Consider the following 24,200-nt stretch of genomic DNA (forward strand, 5'->3'; position numbering starts at 1 on the left):
AACATAAACCAAGAGGTGAATCCCTTGTTCAAAAGAAAGAGTATGTTTTTACTTCTGGCAGTCTTCGCCAGTGTTGTATTCATTATAACAGGTTGCGGCAATAACGATTCAAGTGATAATGCCGAAAGTAACTCTTCTGACCAGGAGAGTAACGAAACTCGTACAGTGACAGATGCAATGGGTCATGAAGTTGAAGTTCCTGCAAATCCTAAAAATGTACTAGCTTCCTATTTGGAGGACAACCTTGTAGCGCTTGATATTACACCAGTAGCACAATGGTCTGTAAATAACGGCTCTCCGCAAGGGTACTTGCAGGACAGCTTGAAAGATGTACAAACGATTGATTCCACACTTCCTTTCGAGGCAGTAGCTAGTGTTAAACCAGACTTGATCATCATGGATTCTGCATCCATGGTAGAAGGCGATAAATATGAGCAGTACAATAAGATCGCTCCTACTTATGTAATGGGAACGGAAGAAAATGGCGACTGGCGCAAAGAACTTCAGACAATGGGTGAGATCTTCGGTAAAGAAGATGAAGCACAAAAAGTTCTGGATGAGTATGATGCAAAAGCTACAGATGCAAAAGAACAGATCCAAGGTGCAATTGGCGATGAATCAGCTGCAGCTATCTGGCTTGTTGGCGGACAGCTTTACATCGTTAGTGAAAACCTATCCAGCGGTGCGGTACTATATGGCGACCTAGGCATTACAGTTCCTGAAGGCGTCAAAGAAATTTCCGAAAGCGCAACAGCAAACTGGAATCCAGTTTCCCTAGAGCAATTGGCTGAAATGGATGTCGACCACCTCTTCTTAATTAATAGTGATGAAGGTGATGGATCTGAAATCCTTGATGATCCATTGCTTGCAAATGTACCAGCTATCAAAGATGGCAATGTGTATAAATACGATAAAGACACAAGCTGGCTGTACACTGGCCCGATTGCGAACGAGCAAATCGTGGACGATGCAGTTGAAAGCTTAGTGAAGTAAGTAAGAATAGACTTCTTCCCTGTGAAAATGGGGGAGAAGTTTTTTGAATTTGACATATACTAGAAGTAGCTGTAATCTTGTAAAAAACATAAGTAATTCGCTGACGAGAACAAGTAGTCAAGACAGCTTATCTTTAGAGAGTCGACGGTTGGTGCAAGTCGATGATAAGATCATGATGAAAATCCTCTCCGAGAAGCAAAGCCGACATGTAGGCTTTGACGGTTTTCCACCGATACAAGGGACGCGTATGATAGTACGTAGTGTTTCCGACTAAAAGCCCTACTTATGGTTTTTTTATTTTGGAATTTTCGGTAGATCCCGGCGCTGTGTATGCAGTGTCGGGATTTTTATTTTATCTGGAGGAGAGTGAAATAGATGCAGAATAAAGCAGCTTTAAAAGAGCAGAAAATAAGAGAGTATTGGCAGGAGAACGACACTTTTCATACATCTGTTCGAAACAGGGAAGGAAAGAAGCCATACGTATTTTATGAAGGACCGCCAACAGCAAATGGAATGCCACATGCAGGTCATGCATTAGGAAGAACGATCAAGGACTTTATCGCTCGCTACAAAACGATGGACGGTTATCAGGTCAAACGTAAGGCAGGATGGGATACGCATGGTCTGCCAGTTGAGCTGGAAGTCGAGAAACAGCTGAAGATAAGTGGTAAAGAGCAAATCGAAACGTACGGGGTAGAGCGTTTTATTGAAAAGTGTAAAGAAAGTGTATTCACGTATGAGCGGGAGTGGAAGCAGTTTACGGAAGCTCTCGGCTACTGGGTCGATATGGAGGATCCGTACATTACGCTGGATAACAGCTATATCGAATCTGTATGGCATATCTTGTCGCACATCCATGGGGAAGGTTTGTTGTATAAGGGGCATCGAGTCGTCCCATATTGTCCACATTGTGAAACATCCTTGAGCTCACATGAGGTAGCCCAAGGCTATAAAGATGTATCAGATTTATCTGCTACAGCTAAGTTTCTAGTGGAAGGTACGACTGACGAATACTTGCTGGGCTGGACAACTACACCTTGGACACTACCTGCGAATGTCGCAATCGCGGTCCATCCGGATCTTAACTATGTGACAGTCCAGCAGGAAAATGAGAAATATATCGTTGCAGAGGGATTGGCAAAGAAATTATTCAAAGAAGATTTTCAAGTTGTAGAATCCCGCAAAGGAAAGGACTTAGCGGGTGTCCGTTATGAAGCGCCTTTCTCTTACGTCCAAATAGACAAAGGGCACCAAGTAGTGTTAGCAGATTTCGTTACAGATCAAAGTGGAACGGGTCTTGTGCACATCGCTCCGGCATATGGGGAAGATGACTATCGCGTCGTTCAGGATAATGATCTTGATTTTGTCCACATTGTGGATGAGAAAGGGAGATATATAGAAGAAATCACACCGCTCGCTGGCCGTTTCGTAAAGGATTGTGATGTGGATATCATCAAGCTGCTTGCAGAGAAGAACAGGTTATTCCATAAAGAGAAATACACCCATAGCTACCCGCATTGCTGGCGCTGCGACTCTCCGCTTCTGTATTACGCAATGGAAGGCTGGTTCATCCGCATGACTGATGTGAAGGAAAAAATGCAGGAGAATAACCGGCAGGTCGAGTGGCATCCAGGTCATATGCAGGAAGGGCGGTTCGGTAAATTCCTCGACAATATGGTCGATTGGAATATCGGCAGAAATCGGTACTGGGGTACGCCTTTAAATGTATGGACCTGTAAATGCGGCAAAGAAAAAGCGCCCGGATCCATCGCGGAATTAAGGCAGGAAGCGATTGGTTCTGTACCGGAAGATGTGGAACTGCATAAGCCATATGTAGATCAGATCCAGCTGCGTTGTGAGTGTGGAGATACGATGCAGCGGACGAGCGAAGTGATTGATGTATGGTTTGACAGCGGCTCGATGCCATTTGCACAATATCATTATCCTTTTGGTGACAAAAAGTTGTTTGAAAGCCAGTACCCAGCTGATGTTGTCATCGAGGGAGTCGATCAGACAAGAGGATGGTTCTACAGTCTCCTTGCTGTATCTACTTTGGTAACTGGGAAGGCACCTTATAAACGTGTCCTGTCACTAGGGCACATCCTTGATGAAAACGGACAGAAGATGTCAAAAAGCAAAGGTAACGCGCTGAATCCGACTGAGCTCATGGAAACGTACGGAGCAGACGCATTACGGTGGGCGCTCCTTTCCGATAGCGCGCCTTGGAACAATAAGCGTTTCTCGGAACGAACAGTTGCACAAGCAAAATCGAAGATGATTGACACATTGTCTAACGTCTTTTCCTTCTATCAGCTCTATCAGCAAATCGATCAATTTGATGGAGAGAAGGACAATGGCGGAGTGCGTTCGACACTGGATGAATGGATCCTATCCCGCTTGCACAGTGTTACCAAGCAAGTAAACGATTATTTGGAGCAGTATGATATCACAAATGCTGCAAGAGAATTGGGCACGTTCTTAGATGAATTGAGCAATTGGTATGTAAGAAGATCACGTCAGCGGTTCTGGAGCAGTGGTATGACCGAGGACAAACGTGCAGCATTCAGTACGCTGTATGAAGTACTGAAGAAAACGGCACAGCTGCTGGCACCATTTACACCATACATCGCGGAAGACATCCATCTGCAGTTAACTGGTAACAGTGTCCATTTAACAAATTATCCAAAGCCTTGCGACGAGTTAATCAATACCCAGCTGGAGGAAGATATGACAACAGTCCTTCAAGTTGTTGAACTGACCCGTGCAGCCAGAAATACAGCCGGAATCAAGACAAAGCAGCCCCTCGCAGCAGTGTATGTGTTAGGCGAAAATTGTGTTGCTGAACGATTGGCAGGCTATGTTGCAACGATAAAAGAAGAGACGAATGTAAAAGAAATAAAATTAGAAAATAACGATGACTTGTTCACCTACTCTGCGAAACTGGATTTTGCAGCTGCCGGACCAAGACTCGGCAAGCGTGTTGGAGAAGCAAAACAGGCATTAGCTCAGATTGAACAGGTGCAGATAAAAGAGTTGTTAGAAAAAGGCAAGATAGCTATATCTAATTTAGAGCTGACAAAAGCAGAGGTCATCATAGAAAAAGTGCCTTCCAACCAGCTGCTGCTATCGGAAGGAAATGGACTGTCTGTCCTTTTGGATACGAAGCTTACAACGGAACTGAAGGAAGAAGGATTTGTTCGTGAAGTAATCCGTGAAGTGCAGACGTACCGGAAAGAGCTTGATCTGCCTGTTGAAAAGCGCGTGAATCTATATATCGATGCCAGCCCTACAGTAATAGATGTGCTGCAAAAATATACGGATATGCTTCATCATAATCTCGTTTTACAGGAAGTGCTTTATAAACAGTATGAGAAGGCAAAGGGTGTCGAAGTAGAAGGAGAGCATTTGCAGCTTGGGGTCGAATAAGTACTGTGCTTGCTGGACGATGGAACCGTAAATGTCGAAACAAATGATGTGTACTTCCTGTATGTTTGATAAAACCTCTATCGCGGTAAACATAACTATACCAAAAGGAGGTATGCTTTATGGCAAGAAGGAATCCAGCACGCAAGGCAGCGCTAAGTGTCGTTTGCGCAGGAGCTGTTCTAGGGGCTGGAAGCTTCATGATTCCGGGTGCGGTATCTGTTGACGCCGAAACTAGGGAAGCGGTCCATTCTTCCGAAACGAATGAAGCAGCTCTTGAAACACTCCAGACTATCTATACGCAGGCTTCTGAAGGATCTTCCATCGGAGCGGCCGGCAATTTCACTATAGGTGAAACGACGCGAACAGATATTGTGGATAGACTTGGGGAACCTTTCCTATCCGATAGTTTTGATACGTATCATGCAGAGATGGGAAATCCAGGATTCAGCTTCGCATACAGTCAAGATGGCACATTGAAGGAAATTCGCTATTTGGGAACCAATGTTGAGCGCCAGACGAATCTAGACAGCATCACACCTGCTGTATTGGAGGAGCAGCTTGGCAAGGCAGATGCCATTACTTCAATCTCGCAGACAAACCAGCATAAATATCTATATGAAACCGGCGATTTTGAACTGGAATTCATCGTGAATGATGAAACACTTCAAGTCGATCATGTAAATCTTGTACCAATTAATTAGGCGAAGCAGGAGGATCACTCCTGCTTTTTTGCTGCCCGAATTATATACTGCAGGGGCAGTATGAGCGTTCCAATCAGAGTTGTAATGAGGAGAAATATACTAGGTTGTGCGTGCAAGTAGATGTCCAGTGCAGTACAAATTGCTGCCGTCAGCAGAAAGAGGTCGTATGCAGAAAAACCTTTTTCTCTGCTGCTTGTCCAGCCGATTACATAAAGAGGAACAATGATAGATGTCCACATATCACTTTGAGTGAATGCAGATTCGGAAGTAGCTTTATAAAGAAGCCAGCTGTAAATCGGGATTGTCAGTATAAAGCTGCCAATTGTAAACAATAGATGCTTTTTCAATAGAAAGCCCCTTTCTTACAGGATTTCCTTTAAGTGTACACGAATGATGTTTGGATATGGTTAAAAATAGGAGGTTTCCTGAATGGCTAAAATAGCAATAATCACAGGTGTTTCGTATCCTCGCTCCATTGGTACAGCAGTATGCCGCCGATTAGCAGAACAAGGGATGGATATCTTTTTTACATATTGGCGCGCAGGTGAGACATGGCCCAATCAGTTAACGAATGAAATAAGTGAAATGGGAGTTAGGTGCAAAGGACTGGAAGCAGATCTTGAGCAACCGGAGGCAGCCGAAGCTATTCTGCATAAAGTACAAAAGCAGTTCGGAGTTCCGGCTATACTGGTCAATTGTGCTGCCTTTTCCGAGAATGGTACCTATGAGGAGCTTGATGTGATCCAGTTGGATCGTCATTATGCTGTGAATATGAGAAGTGTCTTTTTGCTTTGTTCGGGATTCGCAAAACTCTTCAAAGAGCATCGGCCAGCTGACAAAGGAAGTATCGTAAACCTCACTTCTGGTCAGAGCCAAGGTCCTATGCCTGACGAACTGGCATACATCGCTACAAAAGGTGCCATTACCGCATTCACCCAGTCACTTGCGGCTGACTTGGCGCAGTTTGGAATCAATGTGAATGCAGTCAATCCAGGGCCGACAGACAGTACATGGATGACAGACGATATAAGACATCACCTGCTTCCACAATTTCCAATGGGAAGAATCGGGGAGCCGGATGATGCTGCGAGACTCATCAGCTTCCTAGTCGGAGAAGATGGCTATTGGGTGACAGGGCAGGAGCTTCATTCAGAAGGGGGTTTCCTCCGCAGATGACATTTATGGAAAATAAATCTATTAATGGTTCCTGCTTTCAGTTAAGATGAAGGGGATGTAAGTAGGAGGGGGACACTAATTGCGCTATTTATATGAAGAAACTGTAAAGGAAACAGGAAAAGAGATGCCTGGGTATCCTGCATTTGCGGGATTGATGAAAAGCATGCAAGAGGAACTCCAAGAAAAGTACGGTGAATTTTACGCTGTGTATAATACAGACGATATTCATTTTGAATTATGGACAATCGTAGAAGAAGATATCCGAAAAGAAAATCCGGAAATTGAGCATGTTGCGCAGCTTTTTGAGCGGCTGGAGAGCTATACATTTGAATATGATGAAGAAGCACAAGTACCAGTTTACAAGGTATACCGTGCATTGAATAACCAGTTGTATGCCTATCCTGATGCTGGTGTAGCTTTTGCGAGAATCCCGTATTTCAGTGATGCGAGCATCGTGTATTTGCAATGTGTGCTGGCAACAGGGAAAGAGAATATCACCTCCTTCCTGCAAACACTTCGGGATAGAGTCTGGAAGAAAAGCAGAGATGAAGTTCTTGTCTTTAAGGATAATGGCGAGGGTGTATCACAGGAACAGCAGCAAGTAACGAATACAGTGACACGCGAAGATGTCGTGCTGAGTGAATCTGTAAAAAAAGAGATTTATGGCATGCTGGATCAATTCTTTACGGAAGATCGATCCTTCTTCACAACCTATGATATTCCGTATCGCCGTGGAATTCTTTTGTATGGACCGCCTGGAAACGGAAAAACAACACTTGTGAAATCAATCGCCAATACAGTTGCGGCACCAGTCGCTTACTGGCAGATTACTGAACATACATCCAGTGAATCAATAGAAGAAGTATTCAGTTCAGCTACACGACTGGCACCAATGGTTCTGGTTATCGAAGATATTGACTCTATGCCCGATGAAGTGCGTTCCTACTTCTTGAATACATTGGATGGGGCGACGTCTAAGGAAGGTATTTTCTTAATTGGTACAACCAACTATCCAGAGGAAATTGACCCCGGTTTGATTAACCGCGCAGGACGATTCGATCGAGGCTACGAAATTACTTTGCCAGATGCATCCTTGCGCAGCCAGTACGTAGAGAAAGTTGGTTTCCTGAATCTACTGGACCAAGAAGAAGTGGACAAAGTGGTGGTTAAGACAGAAGGTTTCTCGTTTGCTCAGCTCAAAGAGCTCTTTGTTTTTCTGGCAGCAGCCAAACATCAAGGTGATGAGGTTTCCGCTAAAGACATCATTAAGAATATGAAGCGGGAATTTAAGAAAAGCAAGTCCGGAAAATGGTGGGAAGAACAGCAGGATGAATTAGGATTCCGTTGAAAATCTGAGAGACACCATCTATGTGAAGAATAATAAAAGAGTCCGAAAATATCATCAAGAAGTTGTATTTAACCGGAGATGCATCTCCGGTTAATGGCTTTAATTGAAATATGCTGTTGTCACTTCAGCCCTTCAAGTTCTTTTTTTCTTTTTTTGCCTAATTTCCAGATGACAATCCCGCCGGCAGCAGCAATGATTAATGCTAACATGCCATACTTATAGTAATCGAGATATGCTTCCACCCTAGTCCATGAAGCCCCGACCCATACCCCTAACATAACGACTATCGAATTCCAGATCAAAGTTCCTATAGCAGAGAAGAAAAGGAATATTCCAAAATGCATCTTGGCCATACCAGCAGGAATAGAGATCAAGCTCCTTACGAGGGGAATGAAACGACAGAGGAATACAGCCCACATATCATACTTCTCGAACCATGCTACAGCTTTATGCAGATGAGCTGGATTGAGGCGCAGCCATTTGCGTCGCTTTTCTATCCAATTCGAAAGCTTGTCTATATCAAACAATGTTCCAATCCAGTACAAAATCGAAGTGCCAACCATCGCGCCTAATGTAGCTGCCAGTATTACAAAGATTGGATGTAAGCTAGTAGTAGCTGCAAGAAAGCCTCCGAACAACAGAGTGACTTCCGAAGGCAGCGGAGGAATTACAATCTCTACCATCATCAAGAGGGCAATAGCAGGATAACCATAGGCAGCCATTAATTCATTCATCCACGATTCCACGTAAGTATCTCCTTTTGCTATTTACTACTATTCATCATTGCGGTATGGACAACCAACGTATCATCTAGATAGCCGAATGGAAATATATAATCAGGCAGCACATCTATAGGATTGATAAAATAAAGTAAAGCTGCACCAAAAAGTATTAATTCTCGTTTTGTTCCGATACCGGATTGAAATTTATAAAACATGTGCTTTAGATCATTTACTAGTTTTCCCGCACTTCCAACAGATGAAATTTTGTCATTGAATTCTTTTTCAATTATTTGTTTCCCGCCATCAGTAAGTGAAATCTCCTCATATGCAGCCAGTTGATTTAACATTCTTTCTGTTGTGAAGGAAGGGTCGGCCTGTTTGCAAAGAGCTTCCAAATGATGTTCTGTTTGTAAGGTTTCGGTTTGGTCCAGAAAACCGGCCGCACGCATCAATTCCTCGTGTGAAACATCCAGAACTTCACTGAACTTCTTAAGGTGGTTAACGGTCACTTTGCGTTTACCATTCAGTATCTTGGATATGATAGCAGTATCAATTGCAGTGCGTCTGCTCACTTCTCGGATGGATAGATTTTTTTCCTTGATTAAGGAACGTAGAAGATTCTCTATATTGGAATTATCTTTGTTAATGTCCATAATGCAGACATCTCCTCTTTTAAGATTTCATTTTCTAACCGTACAAGGATGTTGACAATTTGTCAATAGATACGGTAGAAAGGAATAAGGAAGAAGGAAAGAAGGAAAGAAAAAATGCAAATAAAGCGTGACCACATTGCCATTTTGCTCTTATGTGCTATATCTGGAGTGATTGATGTATTAGGTTATATTGGATTATCGCATGTTTTTACTGCAAACATGACAGGAAACATTGTGTTGCTAGGTATTGATATCGGGGATGCAAGGCAGGTTGTTTTGAGTAATGCTGCATTAGCATTAGTGGGTTTCATCATTGGGATCGTTTCTACTGTATTTATACAAAGGAAGAGCGGTAAATCAAGAAGTATTTTAACTTGGGAATTTATTTTAATCTTACTTTCTGCGGTAGTGATTCTGCTCATGCCGGTCAATGGCACAGTATCATCAATTATCCTCCTAATACTAAGTACAGCTATGGGAATGCAAACTATAGCAGGAAGGAATCTCAAGATTGCTGGTCTTTCCTCAACAGTACTAACGAGTACACTTGCAGCTTTCGTAGAAGGGCTTATGGGGGCGATGCAAAAGAATGCTCAAAAGCTATCGCTTGATACATACCTTAGAGGTGGTGCTATTCTTTTGTACCTATTAGGTGCAGCTGCAGGTAGTTTAAGTGAAAGACTCATCGGACTGCATACTATTTGGATAGGTGTGGCGTTGCTAGCATTAGTACTCCTGCTTCAAAGGAAAAAAACTATTGAGTAATAAAGAAGAAGATCCAGACGGATCTTCTTCTTTATTTGCTTATAATATCATGTATAGCAGTTATCTCATCCTCTGGCACTATCAAGTAATAAATTCCATTGATTTTAGTGCCTTCGCCTCTCATTTCATGCTCTTGAACAGAATTACGAACATTACGGTAATCTGTTAGCAGATGACGCATGGAAGCAAGGTTGATATTTGTCTGCACGTTTTTGCCCAATACATCCAGTAAGTCATCAATTTTGCCGACAGATTTGATATTGGCACCTTTATTGAGTACGGCTTCAATTACTTGACGCTGTCTGGCGTTCCTTCCAAAATCCCCGTCAGGGTCTAAGTGACGCATTCTTGCATAGCCCAAAGCTTGCTGGCCATCCAAATTGATTTGCCCTTTTTTATAATGATAGTCTTTTTTGTAAAAGCCTTCATCATACCAGTCTAGGTCGTTTTCTACTGTCACACCGCCTACAGCATCCACAAGATCAGCTAGACCTTGCATATTAATCTCTACAAAATAATCGATATCAACATCCAGCAGATTCTCTACTGTTTCCAAGGACATGTCAACACCACCAAAAGCATAGGCATGATTGATTTTATCAACTGTATTGTGTCCAATAATTTCCGTTCGAGTATCCCGTGGAATACTTACCAATTCCATAGATTCAGTGGCTGGATCCAATGACATAAGCAACAAAGCATCTGAACGCCCAGAATCAAATTCCCTTTCATCAATACCAAGCAAAAGAACATTAATTCTCTCTTTGTTCTTGATTTTCTTAGATGTCACACCTTCATCAATCGCAGTCGTTTTCTTCTGAATACCGTCAACTGTCTGTTTTACATCCCTTGCGGTAAGAAGGAGGAAGGAACCAACTCCAATTACGAGGACAAGAAGGATAAGTATGATATACCTCCCTATTCGTCGCTTGCGCTTACGTTTTGTTTTACGTTGTCTTTCCATTTTCGTACTACCCCCCATACCATTCCAAGGTACGCTGTTGTTGACGATTTGTCAACAACGTGTATAAAAGAAACTGTTAGAGGGATACTAATTTTATCGTACTAATGGCTCCATTTACTTCCCAGCAACAGACCTGCCCGATGAGTATGGAAGGGAGGAATGTCTGCCATGAAGGAATGCCCAACCAATCCCAAACAGCCAAAAGATAATCTGGCTCTTCTGCTCGCACTCTTCACTGTCATCCCTACAGCTTGCAACCAACTACTTGATGCTGCTCATAAATTATTTCAGCTATTTCAACTCTTATAGTAAGAAGAGCTGTAAGGTTTCCCTTGCAGCTCTTTTTTTTGTTAATTTAATTTTTGGTCAATCGTTGAATGGTCAAGACGGACATATTGTTTATCTTTGCGATCTTTCACTGCAACACCTATTGCTGCTAGATCCAATCGTAACTGTCTAGCCATCGTTTCCTGGCCATTTTCCAAACAACCTTTTCTTGCTCGTAATAAGGCATGCACAGCTGCTGGTATTTGGTGGTCATTTTCATACCAGCGGCGGTAAGCGGCTTGGTATGGGTCTGAGTCGAACCATGGATATCCTAATGAGAGAAATATCTTTGCGATTTTCTTTTTGTTTCCCTCATATTTCTCATTGAACATCTCATTCTCTTGTTGCCCTACAAATACAAGTGATTTCCCGTCCATATAGATGGATTGAAGATCTTCTTTGCGGAAATTGTCTTTTGTATCTCGTATCTTAACAGTCACGGAATCATCGTTAATAAAGACTCTCAGTGTTTCATAGAAAATGAACTGGGAAAGAGCTATTCCAGCAACAATGCCTACAATGCAAAGGATGACAGATGCCGTCATTCCTGAATAAGAAGCTATTTTTTCAATGACTCCTTGATAAGGAAGCCATGGAAGCTTCAGAATCGATCTGGCTAAAACAGGTAAATACCAGCCAGCAACTGCTCCAAGAATGGGTGGTACTAAGTGTACAGCGTATTTTTCATTTCTCGTCAGCCCGAATTCAATATTCCTCATATCAGTCATCTCCCATCACATAAGAAACAGCTTGGGTCCAAACGGCAGTACTTTCCACTTTAATACCCATTAAAAGATAGCTGCTAATGTTGTCTAGAACCAATCCGAGTAATTGAGATTTAGCAGTTAAGTCTTCTCCTTCTTTTATTACACCAAGCTTCTGGCCGTGAATCAGCAGTCTTCTAAAGCCGTCGAGAAATTCTGTCAGTGTATGTTTGAGCTTTTCATCATAGGCCTGTTTCTGTCCGGCATACACAATAAAATGGTTAATTATTTTCAAAAGCTCAGGATTTTCATCGTACTCCTGCAGTAAATGCAGTCCATTGTCTGTAAGCAGGGAGGAGAAATTATCCTTTGTGTACGTTTCTAAAGGGAAATAGTGATCAAATTGATAGTCATCGAAAAGCAGATTAAATAAATGATCGAGTAGTGCTTCCTTAGAAGAAAAATAATAATAGATCGCTGGTTTTGATATACCAGCTTTGTTAGCTATCATTGATAAGCTGGCCTTCTCCAGCCCAAATTCTGCTACAAGTGCTAATGCTGAATCGATTATATGCTTATACGTATCTCCTTTTGCCACGGTCTCATCCTTATAAGTATGTTTATACACTGTATTTTACTTACCGGTCGGTAAAATTTCAAGTTTATAACAATAATTTACAATAATTCCAAATGGTTTGCTACAATGAGGAAAAAGGGGTGGTTACATGAAAGTCATCTTATTATTCGGACCACAGGCTGTCGGGAAAATGACAGTCGGACAAGAGCTAGAAAAGCAACTGGGTTACCGATTGCTGCACAATCATATGACAATTGATTTATTAGTGCCTTTCTTTGGCTTTAGTGAGGAAATGTGGCGTCTATCCACTCTTTTTAGGGAAGAAATATTCCAGTCAGTAGCTAAAACAAATCTTCCGGGTTTCATTTTCACATTTGTATGGGATTTTTCCAGTCACGAGGATTGGGAAACGGTTGAAAGAATGCGTTCCATATTTAAAAAGCAGCATATACCAGTCTATTTCGTCGAGCTGCAAGCTGGTGTTGATACCAGATTAAAACGTAATGTCACCGAAAACCGTTTGGAAAATAAAGCGACAAAACGAAATATTGCTTTTTCGGAAGCAGATCTGCTCCGGACGATGGAAACTAGCCGCCTTCAATCGAGGGAGGGAGAAATCAAAGAAACAAATTATTTGCGGATCCAAACTGATGACCTCTTAGCCTCTGAGACAGCAGGGCGGATTGTTGAGTATTTTGGTTTAGAGGAAAAGTAATGAGCATGAAACATAAATTTGGTGCGGGTTTTTTGCTCGTTAGTATGTTTTCTTTATGCATGGGCTTTTATTTCAGTGACTTCTTCGGCATTGGAACTGCAAATCAACTGGGTAATATATGGATGTCTGGTTCGTTTGTCTTCGCACTATATATGAGTCCCTTCATTTTTATATATGGCATCCTTATTTCCTGGCTGATTAGCCGAAAAGTACAGCTTGTTGAAACGGAAAGGACAGGACTGTATATCGCGCTGCATGGTTTAGGCGGGCTGCCTTTTGCGGTCCTGAGTCTTTCTTCGCAAAGTACGGCGGCTTTTTTGTTTACTGCTGGTTTGGGTGCATTATTGGCTATACTGTTCGCTCTCCTAGAACTGGGTCTCGGGTATATGACTAGAAAAGGGCGTATCGGCTGGCTGGTGCTGTATATACCTTTCCTGGCGTATCTGGCAGTTTACATTATTGGTCAGGTACAGTCGGTTCCGCCATCGGTTGACGAGGCGGCATACGATGAGCCGGGTTATTCGCGCAAAGAAGCAGTAGAATTTGTTACACAGCAGCATGGCCAGGGAGAAAACGGCGGTTTCCCTGCAGAAACGGGAAAAGTTGAGCATTGGGAGCTATTCGGTGAGCATTTTGCAAGAGAAACGATTATTGAAAACGTTCCGGGGGAAAAGGAAACGTATTATGTGACATTGATGGAAGAAAATTTGGACCGGCAGGAAGTCTATAAGACAACCTATCTTACGAAGGAAGATCAAATGACGCTTCATAATAGAGTGACGGAATAAAGAGGAGGGATAGGATGGACAACAAAGCAATCATTCTTTTTGATGGTGTATGTAATTTATGTAATAACAGTGTCCAATTCATCATCAAACATGACAAGGCTGCTTATTTCAAATTCGCTTCCCTCCAAAGTGACTTTGGCGGACAGTTGAAAGAGGCTAAGCAAATACCGGGTCACGTAGACAGCATCATACTTGTGGAAAATGGAAAAGTGTACATGCAATCCAGTGCGATTTTGCGCATTTCACGTCATCTGAACGGTCCCTGGAAATTGGCTGCAGCTGCGCTGATCATACCTAGGCCGCTTCGGGATGGGCTTTACCGGTATGTAGCTAAAAATCGTTATCGTTGGTTCGGCAGACAAGATCAATGCATGCTGCCATCACCCGATTTAAAAGAGCGATTTTTGTGAGAATAAAGATTTTATGAAGATTCAGCAGAGCTCCTATACAAATTGTCTGAGGAACGGTATCATACTAGCAGTAGCCAAGAACGGCAAATATTGCATAGAAAAGAGTCAGCTGATGAGAATAACGATCCTGGCCGCAATCGTACTGTGCTTGATTGGCGCGGGTATCTATTCGATTGCGTCGAACAACAAGAAGGAAGTGGAAGCAGTAACCGCTCCAAAACAGCTATTTGTCGCCACTGATGGGGATGATGAGAATGAAGGAACGAAAGAAAAACCTCTTCGTACGATACAAGCAGCAGTGGATCAGGCCACCGCTGGTACGACCGTTTATATTCGTGGTGGTACTTATACGGATGGATTTGAAGTAGCTCATAGCGGAGCGAAAGAGGCACCAGTGATCATTCGTAATTTGAAAGATGAAAAAGTGGTTATCAGCGGCAAAGACAAGGTAATGGAAGAAGATACAGCACTTGTAAATGTAGACAGTAAGCAATACATAACAATTCAAGGACTAACCATGCAGGATTTGAATGCAGATTCTCCAGACTTCGCTGTGATGGGTATTTTCATAACGGGCAACAGCTCTAATATTAATATCATTCAAAATCATATCCACCATATAGGAAACAACTCAGATGAAGGTAATGCTCATGGCGTTGCGGTATATGGAACCGGCAAGATGGAACAGATCCGAGTTATGGATAATATTGTAGAAGAATTGACGCTTGGTCTTAGTGAAGCGGTAGTGCTGAACGGTAATATTGATGGATTTGCTGTAACGGGCAATACTGTTCGTCATAATAACAATATTGGAATCGATCTTATTGGTTATGAGGGCACATCGGAAGACCCTGATGCAGATTATGTACGGAACGGAACAGTACAAGGCAATGTAGTACATGATAACTCTTCTTTTGGTAATCCAGCATATGGAGAAGATTATTCTGCAGGCGGCATCTATGTTGATGGTGCAAAAGATATCAAAATCAAAGCGAATACAGTTTTTCGGAATGACTTAGGTATTGAAGCAACGTCTGAGCACAAAGGACAGTACGCAGACAACATCGAAATCACTGAAAACAACGTATATGAGAACAACTATACAGGCATTTCAATCGGCGGTTACGACGAGGAGCGAGGCGGCACTAAAAATTCGTCTATCACTTATAACGTGCTCTTCCGAAATGACACAAAAGATCTTGATGGCGGTCAACTGCTTCTGCAGCATGATATTAGCGGCAATGATATATCACATAATGTGTTTACTTCCAGCAAAACAGGACTTTTCATATCTAATTATTTCAAATCAAACAGCAGCAATACTATGACAAGAAATGTTTACGATAAAGAAGAGAGCCGGGAAAACAGCTGGATTTGGAAACAGCAAGAATATAACGATTTTACTGAATATCAAGAAGCGACCGGACAAGAAGAGGATTCTGCTTTTATAGAAGTGCATTACATGGATGTCTCGAGTAAGGATTTCACCCTAAAAGAAGGTACGACTGCTCAAGCAGTAATAGACTGAGAAAAAACCTGCATGCTAAGCATGCAGGTTTTTTCGTAAGAAGGTTGTGGAATGACGATGCATCGCCCTTTTACAAAATAGGATTACAGCTGCGTAAATATTCTCTTATCTTTGTAGTGTTTCTGTAAACGGATACAAATATAGACGAGTATTTGCTATGCTTTATCTATTAAAATATAAGGGAGGAATCTGCTCGTGAAAAGAGCGATGGATTGGAAGTTCTTCATATTGGCTGTATTGCTTATTCCTATTACGTTTTTCGGCTATGCCGTACAAAGCCAGGCTGAAACTGCAGCTGACCCTGCACCGGAAATACAGCCAAAGGGGGAAGCGAACGGGAAAAAGGTCTTATTTGATAATTCACATGGACAGACTGCGGGTGCTGCAGACTGGGTTATTGATGGTGCTTTTTCTGATTTTGGTAATGGATTAGCTGAGGAAGGCTATTATGTGAAGGAATTACGGAAAACATCCGCTATCACGTATGAGGATCTGAGTGCGTACGATGTTTTCGTCATTCCGGAGCCGAACATCCCATTCAAGACATCGGAGCAGGATGCTATGCTGCGCTACACGCAGGAGGGCGGCAGTATTTTCTTCATCGGTGACCATTACAATGCGGATCGCAACTTTAACCGCTGGGATTCTGGTGAGATCTTCAACGGTTATCGCCGGGGCGCTTTTGAAGACCCAACCAAAGGTATGTCGGCTGATGAAGCGAATTCTGATCGAATGCAAGGTGTAGAAAGCTCTGATTGGCTAGGTGATAATTTCGGTATTCGCTTCCGGTTCAATGCTGTAGGTGATATCGAATCTGGACAGACTGTGGTCGAACCATCTGATTCTTTCGGTATTACAGAAGGTATTGAAGTCGTTGAATCCCATGCAGGAGCTACATTGACAATTCTCGACCCGACGAAATCCAAAGGCTTGATTTATTTCCCGGAAAATATCCCGGCTTGGCCGAATGCTGTCGACCAAGGGGTGTATGCTGGCGGTGGAATTGATGAAGGAGCTTTTGCGGCAATATCCAAATTGGAGAAAGGTAAAGCTGCATTCATAGGTGATTCATCACCTGTAGAAGATGCTACACCTAAGTATCTTCGAGAGGATAGCGGCAGAACTAAGCGTACGTATGACGGTTTTACTGGAGAGGGTAATAACGGGCAGTATCTGCTTAATGTCATGGAATGGCTAAGCGAAAAGGAAGACTATTCCAGCTTTGAGGAAACATCTATTTCTTTGAGTGAAGTGACGCCTTTGCTGGAAACAGCTACAATCAATGAAAATCCTGAACTGACTACTGAAACGGAAGCAGAGCCATGGTCAAATCCACCAGCTGGATACCGTTGGTATGATCCGAGTACATTTGCAGCTGGTTCTTACGGTTCCGATGAAGTAGCATCAAATCCGAAGTATGACGTCGTGACACCTGCTACATTGCCAACACAACAAGAGTTTACTGTGCGAGTTGTGGTTGAGGATTTACAGCCAGGTGAGACACTGACAGGTTTGCAACTGGGAAGCTACTTACCAGGCGGGCAGCAGATCGGGAAATTCAACACAACTGGATCTTGGCCGAGCAGCTATGGATATAGCAGCAGCTTCTCTGTCACAGCAGATGCGACAGGAAGAGCTGTAGCAGAAATTCCTGCACAATTAAATCCGTCGACCGCAGATGGCACAGCAAGCCTGCGACTTCGCAAGGATGGCAGCAATCTGCTGACGAAGTCTGTACAGGTCGGAAACGTTGAAACAGAGCCTTTACCGGAAGACGAGGTGGAGCTTCCGCAGCTGGTAGCTATTCAGGAAGCGCGCAACGTACAGGATGGAGAAGTTGTTACTATTGAGGGCATTGTAACATCTGCTCCGGGCAGCTTTGGCGGTAAAGGTTTCTATGTACAAGACGACACTGCCGGTATTTATGTTTTTCAGGACAGTGACAGTTTCAAAACTGGAGATCATGTCCAAATCAGTGCTGTAAAAACTACTTTTAATGGAGAAGTGGAAGTAACAGACATCATCAAGTCTGAAATTACTGGACAAGCAGATGTCCCTGCACCTAAACCTGTTTCTTCGATTGATGATACGAACCAAGGGCAGCTTGTTAAGCTTAGTGAAGTGACTATCCAGAATATCGAAGCGGTCGGCACTTATGGTACGTTCGAGTTCGATGCACAAACAGCTGATGGAAATGTGAATCGTGTGCGGGTCGACAATCGAATCGGATTAAATTATGATACCTTCACTTCACAATTCCAAGAAGGGGAAAAAGTTGATATTACAGGTATCTCATCTATCTTCAATGATACGTATCAGCTAAAACCTGTTGCAACGGATAATATCGTTAAGTCAGCTCAAGCAGAAGAACCGGTTCCATGTAAAACTGACAACGGAAAACACAAGGGTGCGGATAAAGGAAAAGGCAAAGGAAAAGGCCACGATAAAAGCTGGAAATGTGCCGCATAAAAGCAAAAAGAAGCAGGGATGTAATAATCCCTGCTTCTTTTTTTGTGCTGCTTCTTTCATGCTAAATGGTTTTCTTGCTCTCCATTTATAATCAAAGTAAATGTCAAACGTAATGCGTTTAACCATTTTTAATATGGATTCTTCGCTAATACCAATTAAACGGCATCAGCAATTGATGGAATAAAAGCGAATTTTCCGTTTGTGGAGCTTTCTTTTCATGTTAATCGGTACGCATCTGTAGTTACCTACATAGAATGACTTGAGTCAAAAAGGAGGGATATCATGTCTGAAAGTTACGGCGGAAAAGGATACGGTAGCGGTTTCGCGCTTCTAGTAGTTCTTTTCATTTTGTTGATCATCATCGGTGCTTCTTACGTTGGAGGCGGCTACGGCTACTAATCAATGCGAAAAGAAACCGCGGTTATTTACCGCGGTTTCTTTTCTTCTTTTTCTTTTCATAATCAAAGGTTACCTCTGTTAGGGCAATGAAAGCTGCGACAACTATCTCTATATACCATGCTAAATTTATAGGTTCGTATAAGCCGTTCACAATGGATATGGCAATCCAATTCACTACAAAGTTCAAGGAAAAAGCAACCATAAAATCATAAAATGTCTGTATTTTATGTTTCTTAGTGAAAATATAATAGATAACTTTTGCAATTAACTCACCGAAAATACTTAGAACAAGATATACACCTACAAATACGGCCAAATGCTTGGGAGATTCATAAGCAGCACCAAGGATACTTAAAGCACCCAGAAATCCGAAATAGTAGAGGGCAGCTACGAATGCGAATGTAAACCCTACTAGTATGGATAGAATAATTGTTACGGAAATCTTTGATACTCTGTTTCTTTTACCTTTACGCTGCTGTGTTGCCACGCTATCACCTCATGCATTCTCTCTGACTCTTAATACGAATAATCTATCTAAAAGTTTCATATAGATGGACAGTCAGAGCGAAGCAGGCTGTACATGACCATATCTAAAAAAATACCATTCAATTTTTCAAAATGACGTAAGGTACCTTCTTCATGAAAGCCAGCTTTTTCGAGCAGACGACGTGAAGGTGCATTGCCTGGCTCTACCTTTGCTTCTATTCTGTTCAATTTTAACGTTTGGAAGCCTTCCTCGATCAAGGCTTGTAGTGCTTGGGTCATATAACCTCTTCTCCAGAAATCCTTTCCTATCTCATAGCCAATTTCTCCGCGTTGATTCACGGCATCAATGTAATTGAACCCGCAAGTACCAACGATTGTGTCATCTTCTAGCAGGATTGTGTAGCGATCAGCATGTTCCAGTTGTATGATGTATAAAATCATCTCTTCTGCTTGCTCTACAGAATGCATTGGGGTGATATTCATAAAAGCAGTTACTTCCGGATTGGACCAGAATTGGAATAAGGTCGGTGCATCGGAAATGGAGATGGGACGCAGATGAATTGTTTTTTGATTGTACAAACTGTATGCTCCTCTCGTTGTATAATTAGTTAATATTATGTATATTTAATATATTCTGATAGGCGGTGATACTCTTGTTATCTCTGTTTCTGACAAATGTGCTTTTAGGACTTTCAATCGCTCTCCCGGTTGGTACAGTCACCATTGAAATGACTAAACAAGGCTTAAAGAATGGTTTCGTTCACGGCTGGATGGTCGGAGTTGGCGGTATGACAATCGATTTTCTGCTGATGGTCGCTCTTTTTCTTGGTCTTGCCCCGATCCTGGCAGCACCTACTATCCAGACTGGCATGTGGCTGCTTGGTGCGATTTTCTTATTGTATATTGCCTATGATAGTATCAAAAATGCGGACAAGCAGATTATGATTAAAGGGGAAAAAACGACAAAAAAGCTGCTATCATCTTACAAAAACGGATTGCTTGTAGCAATTTCACCTAGTAACCTCGTGTTTTGGATAAGTGTTTTCGGTACCTTTTTATCAAGCAGTTTTTCAGAAGGGAACGAGCTTTCCTTCATTGTCGCTGGACTCGGTATTCTGGCAGGTATCCAAGTACATGATATCGGGCTGATGAGTATCGTCGCAGGTACAAGAAGAGTCGTCAACGAGACTTTCGTGAAATGGGTTTCCATTGGGGCGGGGTTAGTGCTCAGTTACTTTGCTATCCTTTTCTTCACCCAATTTTTAAAACGCATCCTCTGACAAGGGCTATTTGTAGTTTACCGCTTTTTTCCTGTAGAATATAGATATAATTTCTTGGAGGCGGTAGTGGTGGCAGAACCCTTGAAAGCAATGTATACGAAAGATTTCCTGGAAGGTTTCGCTTCAAAGGTGAAGCAAGCCCATAATGATTTCGATGAGCTTAAATTCGTTGATAAGGTGATGGACGCTGATTGGGAAGGACTTGAATTGAAAGGCCGGATACGCCGGATTAGTTTGGTGCTCGGCTCCTTTCTCCCGGAGAGCTACCCGGAGGCTTTAGGCATTCTGCTTGCTATCCAGGACCAATGCGAAGGGTTTCCTTATTTATTTTTCCCGGACTTTGTCGAGGTCTTTGGGCTGGAGCCAGAACATGAAGAAATATCGCTGCATGCATTGGAGCAATTCACAAAACGGTCGACTGCAGAATTCGCCATCAGGGCATTTCTGATTAGATCCCCTGAGCGGATTATGAAACGAATGATGGAATGGGCACAATCAGAAGATCATCATGTGCGCCGTCTGGCAAGTGAAGGCTGTCGTCCGAGGCTCCCATGGGGCCAAGCAATTCGGCAGTTTAAAAAAGATCCAAGTCCGATTTTTGAAGTGCTGGAATTGTTGAAAGCAGACTCTTCTTTGTATGTGCGGAAAAGTGTTGCTAATAATTTGAATGATATTGCTAAGGATAATCCAAAACAAGTTATTTTCACGGCGAAGCGATGGAGTGGTTTTTCACCGGAGACAGACTGGATCATCCGGCATGGTTGTCGGACAATGCTTCGCAGCGGGGAACCAGAGGTAATGGCTTTATTCGGGTATGAGGAAGCAACTGAAACTCTAATTGACACTGCGATAGCCACGGATCGTCATCGCGTTACCATTGGAGAATTGGTAACTATGTCGTATTCTTTTAAAGTAAAGAAGCAGGCAAAGCTGCGTATAGAGTATGCAATAGACTTCGTAAAGAAGCGCGGGATTTCCCGAAAGAAATTTCTCCTCTCGGATCGGATATTTACAGCGGGAGAGAGTGTAGCGAAAGAGCGGGTACATAATTGGAAAGACTTGACTACTAGAGTTCATTATCCGGGTATACATCGTATTGTCCTGCTTGCCAATGGTATAGAAGTAGCTCAGACAGATCTGGAACTGATCAAGTAAAGGAGTGGAAAATATGAAACGTATTGCAGTATTCTGCGGTTCAAGCGTTGGCGCATCAGCAGCATACATCGCTGCCGCTGAAGAGTTAGGAAGAACACTGGCAGCTGAAAATCTGACTCTTGTATATGGCGGAGCGAGTGTAGGTTTGATGGGGGCAGTTGCGAATGGAAGCATGCAAGCAGGTGGTCACGTAATCGGTGTGATGCCTGAATTTTTGGAGAAGCGGGAAATCGCTCATACCCATGTGTCTGAACTGATCGTCGTATCTTCCATGCATGAACGAAAAGCTAAAATGGCAGAGCTGGCAGACGGCTTCATCGCACTTCCTGGAGGACCAGGTACGCTGGAGGAGTTTTTCGAAATTTTCACATGGGCTCAGCTGGGATTGCATAAGAAACCACTCGGTATTTTAAATGTGGAGGGCTATTATGATCTGCTGGTAAGCTTATTTGACCGCATGGCAGATGAGCAGTTCATGCATGAAAAGTACCGGACAATGACACTTTCAGATACGGAGCCTGCAAGACTTCTCGAGAAGTTCCGTCAATATGAAGCGCCGGAAGTAAAAACCTATATTAGACGACCAGAGCAGACGTGACAGCGTCTGCTTTTTTATTTACCGAAAATTTCTTCCTCTGGATAAGCATGAGTCCAATGAAACGGCTGTAACTCCTGTAAGGATACATACTTCACCTTATTCTCTTCGTGTGTCACAGCCACTTGTACGTCGCGTCCCCAGTAAAGTAATCGCTCCTGGCAGATGCCGCATGGAGTTAGTACTTTAAAGGAGCTATTTTCATCATCACGTGTCACGCAAATGGAATGGGTTACTGATGTTTGCAATTTATGAGCTTCTAGAATAGAGCCGACCTCCATGCATAGTTCGGTTGCAGCATTCAGTACTTCAGGAGCTACACTTGTAAGAACAACGCCCTCACTGGTCCGCATTGCAGCAGCACCACCCCAGCCACTCGGGTAACGTTTCTGTATTAACTGAATAGCTGCCTCATATAACATATCCATTACTATCACTCCTTTGCTTTTAGTATAGCAGGGTGATTTTTACAACTCAGCAAAAATTATCAAAAGTACAATATGTTTTTAAGTTAAGCTGTAACTAAGGAGGTGAGCAAGTGCAGGTACATGAAACAACTATACAAAGAGCTATTTCTTTTATCGAAAACAATTTACACGAACCTCTTACGGCCGACCAAGTTGCCGATCAAGCCGGATTCTCCAAATTTCACTTCCATCGATTATTCCAGGCCACTGTAGGTTTGTCATTCACAGATTATATCCGCCGAAGAAGATTGGCTGGAGCATCAGCTGCACTGCTGCATACCGAATTGGGAATACTCGATATCGCGTTCATGTTTCATTTTGAATCTCAAGAGTCATTTACCAGAGCTTTCAAAAAGCATTACAGCCTTCCGCCAGGAAAATACAGACGTATGATGCGGGCTGCGCTGCATCAGAAGGAGGAAAAGATGGAAGATAAACAAGTAAAAGGGTGGATATTAAGTGGCTCCGATCCCCACAATTATGAAATGGGAATTGACTATAAACAGGTACATCAAGGGAAAGCATCAGGTTACTTGAAGTCGAAAACAGTCACGGGAGCGGAGGAATTTGCCACGATGATGCAACAATTCAAGGCAGCGAATTATGTTGGTAAAAGACTGCAGCTGACCTGCTTCATCAAGACGGAAGAAGTGCAAAGCTTTGCCAGCATGTGGATGCGAGTGGACAATACATCAGATGATATCGTTCAATTCGATAATATGAGCAACCGCCCAATCCAAGGAACGACCAATTGGACCCGATACCGTATTGTGCTTGATGTACCGGAAAATAGTGCTGTCATTTCCTTTGGAGTGATCTTATCCGGAAAAGGAAAGGTTTGGGCGGATGGTTTTCGGTTTGAGGAAGTGGACGAATCTGTTCCAACTACTAATATTGATATGACATATCATATTCAGGATGAACCGGTAAATCTGGCATTTGAGGAGGAACTGAGTTGATATGCTTGATATACTGATAAATATCATTCAGCTTTTCGATTTGTATTGGAGGCAAGGTGTGCCTGATGAAGTGCTTTTCATATGGCTTTCTATACCACTGTTACTCGTGATTTCAGAAATGTTTACACGCAAGGTTATCCATCAGCCGGTACAAGGAATAGCAGCTTACATGAGACTCCTGTGTAATTGTATTTTGTTGAGCGGAGCATGGCTGGCTTTATTTCCCGGCTTGCTGCACGTAGCAAGGCAGTATCATATTCTATCCAACGAATTGTCATTAGAGGTATCTGTTCAACTAGCCGGCGTATCACTTGGACTTGCTGCGTCCCTGCTTCCTTTGGCTGTCGTATGGATTAGAATTGAGGGCCGAATTCTAAGATACAGCTATATTTTTATTTTCAGCATCCTTTATTATGTGCTTCTGCAGTTGGGTGTAGACGTATGGAAAGCAGCTATAGAGTTACCAATTCTAATAAGCATCGGATTAAGCCTGCTGTTCTTTGTGCTGACAGTAGTTATACCTAACTTGGATTACACAGATGAACAAGCAACGTACCGTCTAAAAGGACAGCATACCTGATATGCTTGTCCTT

Annotated in this window: 25 protein-coding genes and 1 pseudogene; 17 read left to right on the forward strand and 9 right to left on the reverse strand. The window is 42.7% G+C overall.

What is annotated here, in order from left to right:
* The first annotated feature begins 24 nt into the window (after positions 1–24).
* The 3 genes from CHH48_RS13960 to CHH48_RS13970 all read left to right on the forward strand — a co-directional run bounded on the left by CHH48_RS13960 (position 25) and on the right by CHH48_RS13970 (position 5,120).
* Positions 25–993, forward strand: a complete 969-nt coding sequence (locus CHH48_RS13960) for an iron-hydroxamate ABC transporter substrate-binding protein (RefSeq protein WP_428848889.1) — start codon at positions 25–27, stop codon at positions 991–993.
* A 375-nt stretch (positions 994–1,368) separates the two neighbouring features.
* Entirely contained in the window at positions 1,369–4,419 is a 3,051-nt protein-coding gene (gene ileS / locus CHH48_RS13965; RefSeq protein WP_095219764.1) for an isoleucine--tRNA ligase, read from the forward strand.
* A 119-nt stretch (positions 4,420–4,538) separates the two neighbouring features.
* Positions 4,539–5,120, forward strand: a complete 582-nt coding sequence (locus CHH48_RS13970; protein WP_095219765.1) for a YjgB family protein — start codon at positions 4,539–4,541, stop codon at positions 5,118–5,120.
* A 14-nt stretch (positions 5,121–5,134) separates the two neighbouring features.
* On the opposite strand, the gene CHH48_RS13975 is transcribed toward CHH48_RS13970, so the two are convergent.
* Entirely contained in the window at positions 5,135–5,467 is a 333-nt protein-coding gene (locus tag CHH48_RS13975; protein WP_095219766.1) for a hypothetical protein, read from the reverse strand.
* Positions 5,468–5,549: 82 nt separating this feature from the next.
* Here CHH48_RS13975 and CHH48_RS13980 point away from each other — a divergent pair, with 82 nt between their 5' ends.
* Complete coding sequence (locus tag CHH48_RS13980; protein WP_095219767.1) at positions 5,550–6,296, forward strand: SDR family oxidoreductase; 747 nt, start codon at positions 5,550–5,552, stop codon at positions 6,294–6,296.
* 124 nt (positions 6,297–6,420) lie between these two features.
* Complete coding sequence (locus CHH48_RS13985; RefSeq protein WP_095219906.1) at positions 6,421–7,644, forward strand: AAA family ATPase; 1,224 nt, start codon at positions 6,421–6,423, stop codon at positions 7,642–7,644.
* 119 nt (positions 7,645–7,763) lie between these two features.
* Here CHH48_RS13985 and CHH48_RS13990 read toward each other — a convergent pair whose 3' ends face one another.
* Complete coding sequence (locus tag CHH48_RS13990; RefSeq protein ID WP_095219768.1) at positions 7,764–8,390, reverse strand: DedA family protein; 627 nt, start codon at positions 8,388–8,390, stop codon at positions 7,764–7,766.
* A 17-nt stretch (positions 8,391–8,407) separates the two neighbouring features.
* Positions 8,408–9,019: a DUF1232 domain-containing protein gene (locus CHH48_RS13995; RefSeq protein ID WP_095219769.1), complete on the reverse strand. Its 612-nt coding sequence runs from the start codon at positions 9,017–9,019 to the stop codon at positions 8,408–8,410.
* A gap of 114 nt (positions 9,020–9,133) precedes the next feature.
* Here CHH48_RS13995 and CHH48_RS14000 point away from each other — a divergent pair, with 114 nt between their 5' ends.
* Complete coding sequence (locus CHH48_RS14000; protein ID WP_095219770.1) at positions 9,134–9,784, forward strand: YoaK family protein; 651 nt, start codon at positions 9,134–9,136, stop codon at positions 9,782–9,784.
* Between the two features lie 31 nt (positions 9,785–9,815).
* Here the strand turns inward: CHH48_RS14000 and CHH48_RS14005 are convergent, their stop codons facing one another.
* From CHH48_RS14005 to CHH48_RS14015, 3 genes are all read right to left on the reverse strand, one after another.
* Entirely contained in the window at positions 9,816–10,748 is a 933-nt protein-coding gene (locus tag CHH48_RS14005) for an LCP family glycopolymer transferase (protein WP_095219771.1), read from the reverse strand.
* 350 nt (positions 10,749–11,098) lie between these two features.
* Entirely contained in the window at positions 11,099–11,794 is a 696-nt protein-coding gene (locus tag CHH48_RS14010; protein ID WP_095219772.1) for a YqeB family protein, read from the reverse strand.
* 1 nt (position 11,795) lies between these two features.
* Positions 11,796–12,377 carry a TetR/AcrR family transcriptional regulator gene (locus tag CHH48_RS14015; protein ID WP_176466453.1) on the reverse strand — a complete coding sequence of 194 codons (582 nt, stop codon included), beginning with the start codon at positions 12,375–12,377 and terminating at the stop codon, positions 11,796–11,798.
* Between the two features lie 127 nt (positions 12,378–12,504).
* Here CHH48_RS14015 and CHH48_RS14020 point away from each other — a divergent pair, with 127 nt between their 5' ends.
* The 6 genes and pseudogenes from CHH48_RS14020 (at position 12,505) to CHH48_RS14045 (ending at position 18,665) form a co-directional block, all read left to right on the forward strand.
* Positions 12,505–13,071, forward strand: a complete 567-nt coding sequence (locus CHH48_RS14020; protein ID WP_095219774.1) for an AAA family ATPase — start codon at positions 12,505–12,507, stop codon at positions 13,069–13,071.
* Positions 13,072–13,076: 5 nt separating this feature from the next.
* Entirely contained in the window at positions 13,077–13,859 is a 783-nt protein-coding gene (locus CHH48_RS14025; RefSeq protein WP_176466762.1) for a hypothetical protein, read from the forward strand.
* 14 nt (positions 13,860–13,873) lie between these two features.
* Positions 13,874–14,269, forward strand: coding sequence for a thiol-disulfide oxidoreductase DCC family protein (locus CHH48_RS14030; RefSeq protein WP_095219776.1), 396 nt, complete (start codon positions 13,874–13,876; stop codon positions 14,267–14,269).
* Positions 14,270–14,381: 112 nt separating this feature from the next.
* Positions 14,382–15,797, forward strand: a complete 1,416-nt coding sequence (locus CHH48_RS14035) for a hypothetical protein (RefSeq protein ID WP_095219777.1) — start codon at positions 14,382–14,384, stop codon at positions 15,795–15,797.
* Between the two features lie 207 nt (positions 15,798–16,004).
* A pseudogene (locus CHH48_RS14040) lies at positions 16,005–18,125 on the forward strand (DUF5689 domain-containing protein); the annotation flags it as partial.
* A 423-nt stretch (positions 18,126–18,548) separates the two neighbouring features.
* The gene (locus tag CHH48_RS14045; protein ID WP_095219779.1) at positions 18,549–18,665 is read left to right on the forward strand and encodes a YjcZ family sporulation protein; all 117 of its coding nucleotides are present in this window, start codon (positions 18,549–18,551) and stop codon (positions 18,663–18,665) included.
* A 22-nt stretch (positions 18,666–18,687) separates the two neighbouring features.
* On the opposite strand, the gene CHH48_RS14050 is transcribed toward CHH48_RS14045, so the two are convergent.
* Together CHH48_RS14050 and CHH48_RS14055 are read right to left on the reverse strand one after the other, a co-directional pair.
* Entirely contained in the window at positions 18,688–19,152 is a 465-nt protein-coding gene (locus CHH48_RS14050; RefSeq protein ID WP_095219780.1) for a YrvL family regulatory protein, read from the reverse strand.
* Between the two features lie 56 nt (positions 19,153–19,208).
* Positions 19,209–19,730, reverse strand: a complete 522-nt coding sequence (locus CHH48_RS14055; RefSeq protein ID WP_095219781.1) for a GNAT family N-acetyltransferase — start codon at positions 19,728–19,730, stop codon at positions 19,209–19,211.
* A 74-nt stretch (positions 19,731–19,804) separates the two neighbouring features.
* Between CHH48_RS14055 and CHH48_RS14060 the strand changes: the two genes are divergently transcribed.
* The 3 genes from CHH48_RS14060 (at position 19,805) to CHH48_RS14070 (ending at position 22,184) form a co-directional block, all read left to right on the forward strand.
* Positions 19,805–20,431, forward strand: a complete 627-nt coding sequence (locus CHH48_RS14060; RefSeq protein WP_095219782.1) for a LysE family translocator — start codon at positions 19,805–19,807, stop codon at positions 20,429–20,431.
* 69 nt (positions 20,432–20,500) lie between these two features.
* Positions 20,501–21,586 carry a DNA alkylation repair protein gene (locus CHH48_RS14065; protein WP_095219783.1) on the forward strand — a complete coding sequence of 362 codons (1,086 nt, stop codon included), beginning with the start codon at positions 20,501–20,503 and terminating at the stop codon, positions 21,584–21,586.
* Positions 21,587–21,599: 13 nt separating this feature from the next.
* On the forward strand, positions 21,600–22,184 hold the full coding sequence (locus CHH48_RS14070; RefSeq protein ID WP_095219784.1) for a TIGR00730 family Rossman fold protein: 585 nt from the start codon (positions 21,600–21,602) through the stop codon (positions 22,182–22,184).
* Positions 22,185–22,198: 14 nt separating this feature from the next.
* Here CHH48_RS14070 and CHH48_RS14075 read toward each other — a convergent pair whose 3' ends face one another.
* A complete protein-coding gene (locus CHH48_RS14075) occupies positions 22,199–22,618 on the reverse strand; it encodes a cytidine deaminase (RefSeq protein ID WP_095219785.1) in 420 nt (139 codons plus the stop codon).
* Positions 22,619–22,719: 101 nt separating this feature from the next.
* Between CHH48_RS14075 and CHH48_RS14080 the strand changes: the two genes are divergently transcribed.
* Positions 22,720–23,607: a helix-turn-helix domain-containing protein gene (locus CHH48_RS14080; RefSeq protein WP_095219786.1), complete on the forward strand. Its 888-nt coding sequence runs from the start codon at positions 22,720–22,722 to the stop codon at positions 23,605–23,607.
* A gap of 1 nt (position 23,608) precedes the next feature.
* Positions 23,609–24,187, forward strand: coding sequence for a hypothetical protein (locus tag CHH48_RS14085; protein WP_095219787.1), 579 nt, complete (start codon positions 23,609–23,611; stop codon positions 24,185–24,187).
* Positions 24,188–24,200: the final 13 nt, after the last annotated feature.

This window comes from Terribacillus saccharophilus (assembly GCF_002272075.1).
GTDB lineage: Bacteria > Bacillota > Bacilli > Bacillales > Amphibacillaceae > Terribacillus > Terribacillus saccharophilus_A.

What these genes read in the sequence shown, in the direction of transcription:
- CHH48_RS14000 (WP_095219770.1), top strand. Translation starts at nt 9,134, where the DNA reads ATGCAAATAAAGCGTGACCACATTGCCATTTTGCTCTTATGTGCTATA.
- CHH48_RS14020 (WP_095219774.1), top strand. Translation starts at nt 12,505, where the DNA reads ATGAAAGTCATCTTATTATTCGGACCACAGGCTGTCGGGAAAATGACA.
- CHH48_RS14010 (WP_095219772.1), bottom strand. Translation starts at nt 11,794, where the DNA reads ATGAGGAATATTGAATTCGGGCTGACGAGAAATGAAAAATACGCTGTA.
- ileS (WP_095219764.1), top strand. Translation starts at nt 1,369, where the DNA reads ATGCAGAATAAAGCAGCTTTAAAAGAGCAGAAAATAAGAGAGTATTGG.
- CHH48_RS13970 (WP_095219765.1), top strand. Translation starts at nt 4,539, where the DNA reads ATGGCAAGAAGGAATCCAGCACGCAAGGCAGCGCTAAGTGTCGTTTGC.
- CHH48_RS13995 (WP_095219769.1), bottom strand. Translation starts at nt 9,019, where the DNA reads ATGGACATTAACAAAGATAATTCCAATATAGAGAATCTTCTACGTTCC.
- CHH48_RS14045 (WP_095219779.1), top strand. Translation starts at nt 18,549, where the DNA reads ATGTCTGAAAGTTACGGCGGAAAAGGATACGGTAGCGGTTTCGCGCTT.
- CHH48_RS14005 (WP_095219771.1), bottom strand. Translation starts at nt 10,748, where the DNA reads ATGGAAAGACAACGTAAAACAAAACGTAAGCGCAAGCGACGAATAGGG.
- CHH48_RS14070 (WP_095219784.1), top strand. Translation starts at nt 21,600, where the DNA reads ATGAAACGTATTGCAGTATTCTGCGGTTCAAGCGTTGGCGCATCAGCA.
- CHH48_RS14085 (WP_095219787.1), top strand. Translation starts at nt 23,609, where the DNA reads ATGCTTGATATACTGATAAATATCATTCAGCTTTTCGATTTGTATTGG.
- CHH48_RS13985 (WP_095219906.1), top strand. Translation starts at nt 6,421, where the DNA reads ATGCCTGGGTATCCTGCATTTGCGGGATTGATGAAAAGCATGCAAGAG.
- CHH48_RS14035 (WP_095219777.1), top strand. Translation starts at nt 14,382, where the DNA reads ATGAGAATAACGATCCTGGCCGCAATCGTACTGTGCTTGATTGGCGCG.
- CHH48_RS14030 (WP_095219776.1), top strand. Translation starts at nt 13,874, where the DNA reads ATGGACAACAAAGCAATCATTCTTTTTGATGGTGTATGTAATTTATGT.
- CHH48_RS13980 (WP_095219767.1), top strand. Translation starts at nt 5,550, where the DNA reads ATGGCTAAAATAGCAATAATCACAGGTGTTTCGTATCCTCGCTCCATT.
- CHH48_RS14025 (WP_176466762.1), top strand. Translation starts at nt 13,077, where the DNA reads ATGAAACATAAATTTGGTGCGGGTTTTTTGCTCGTTAGTATGTTTTCT.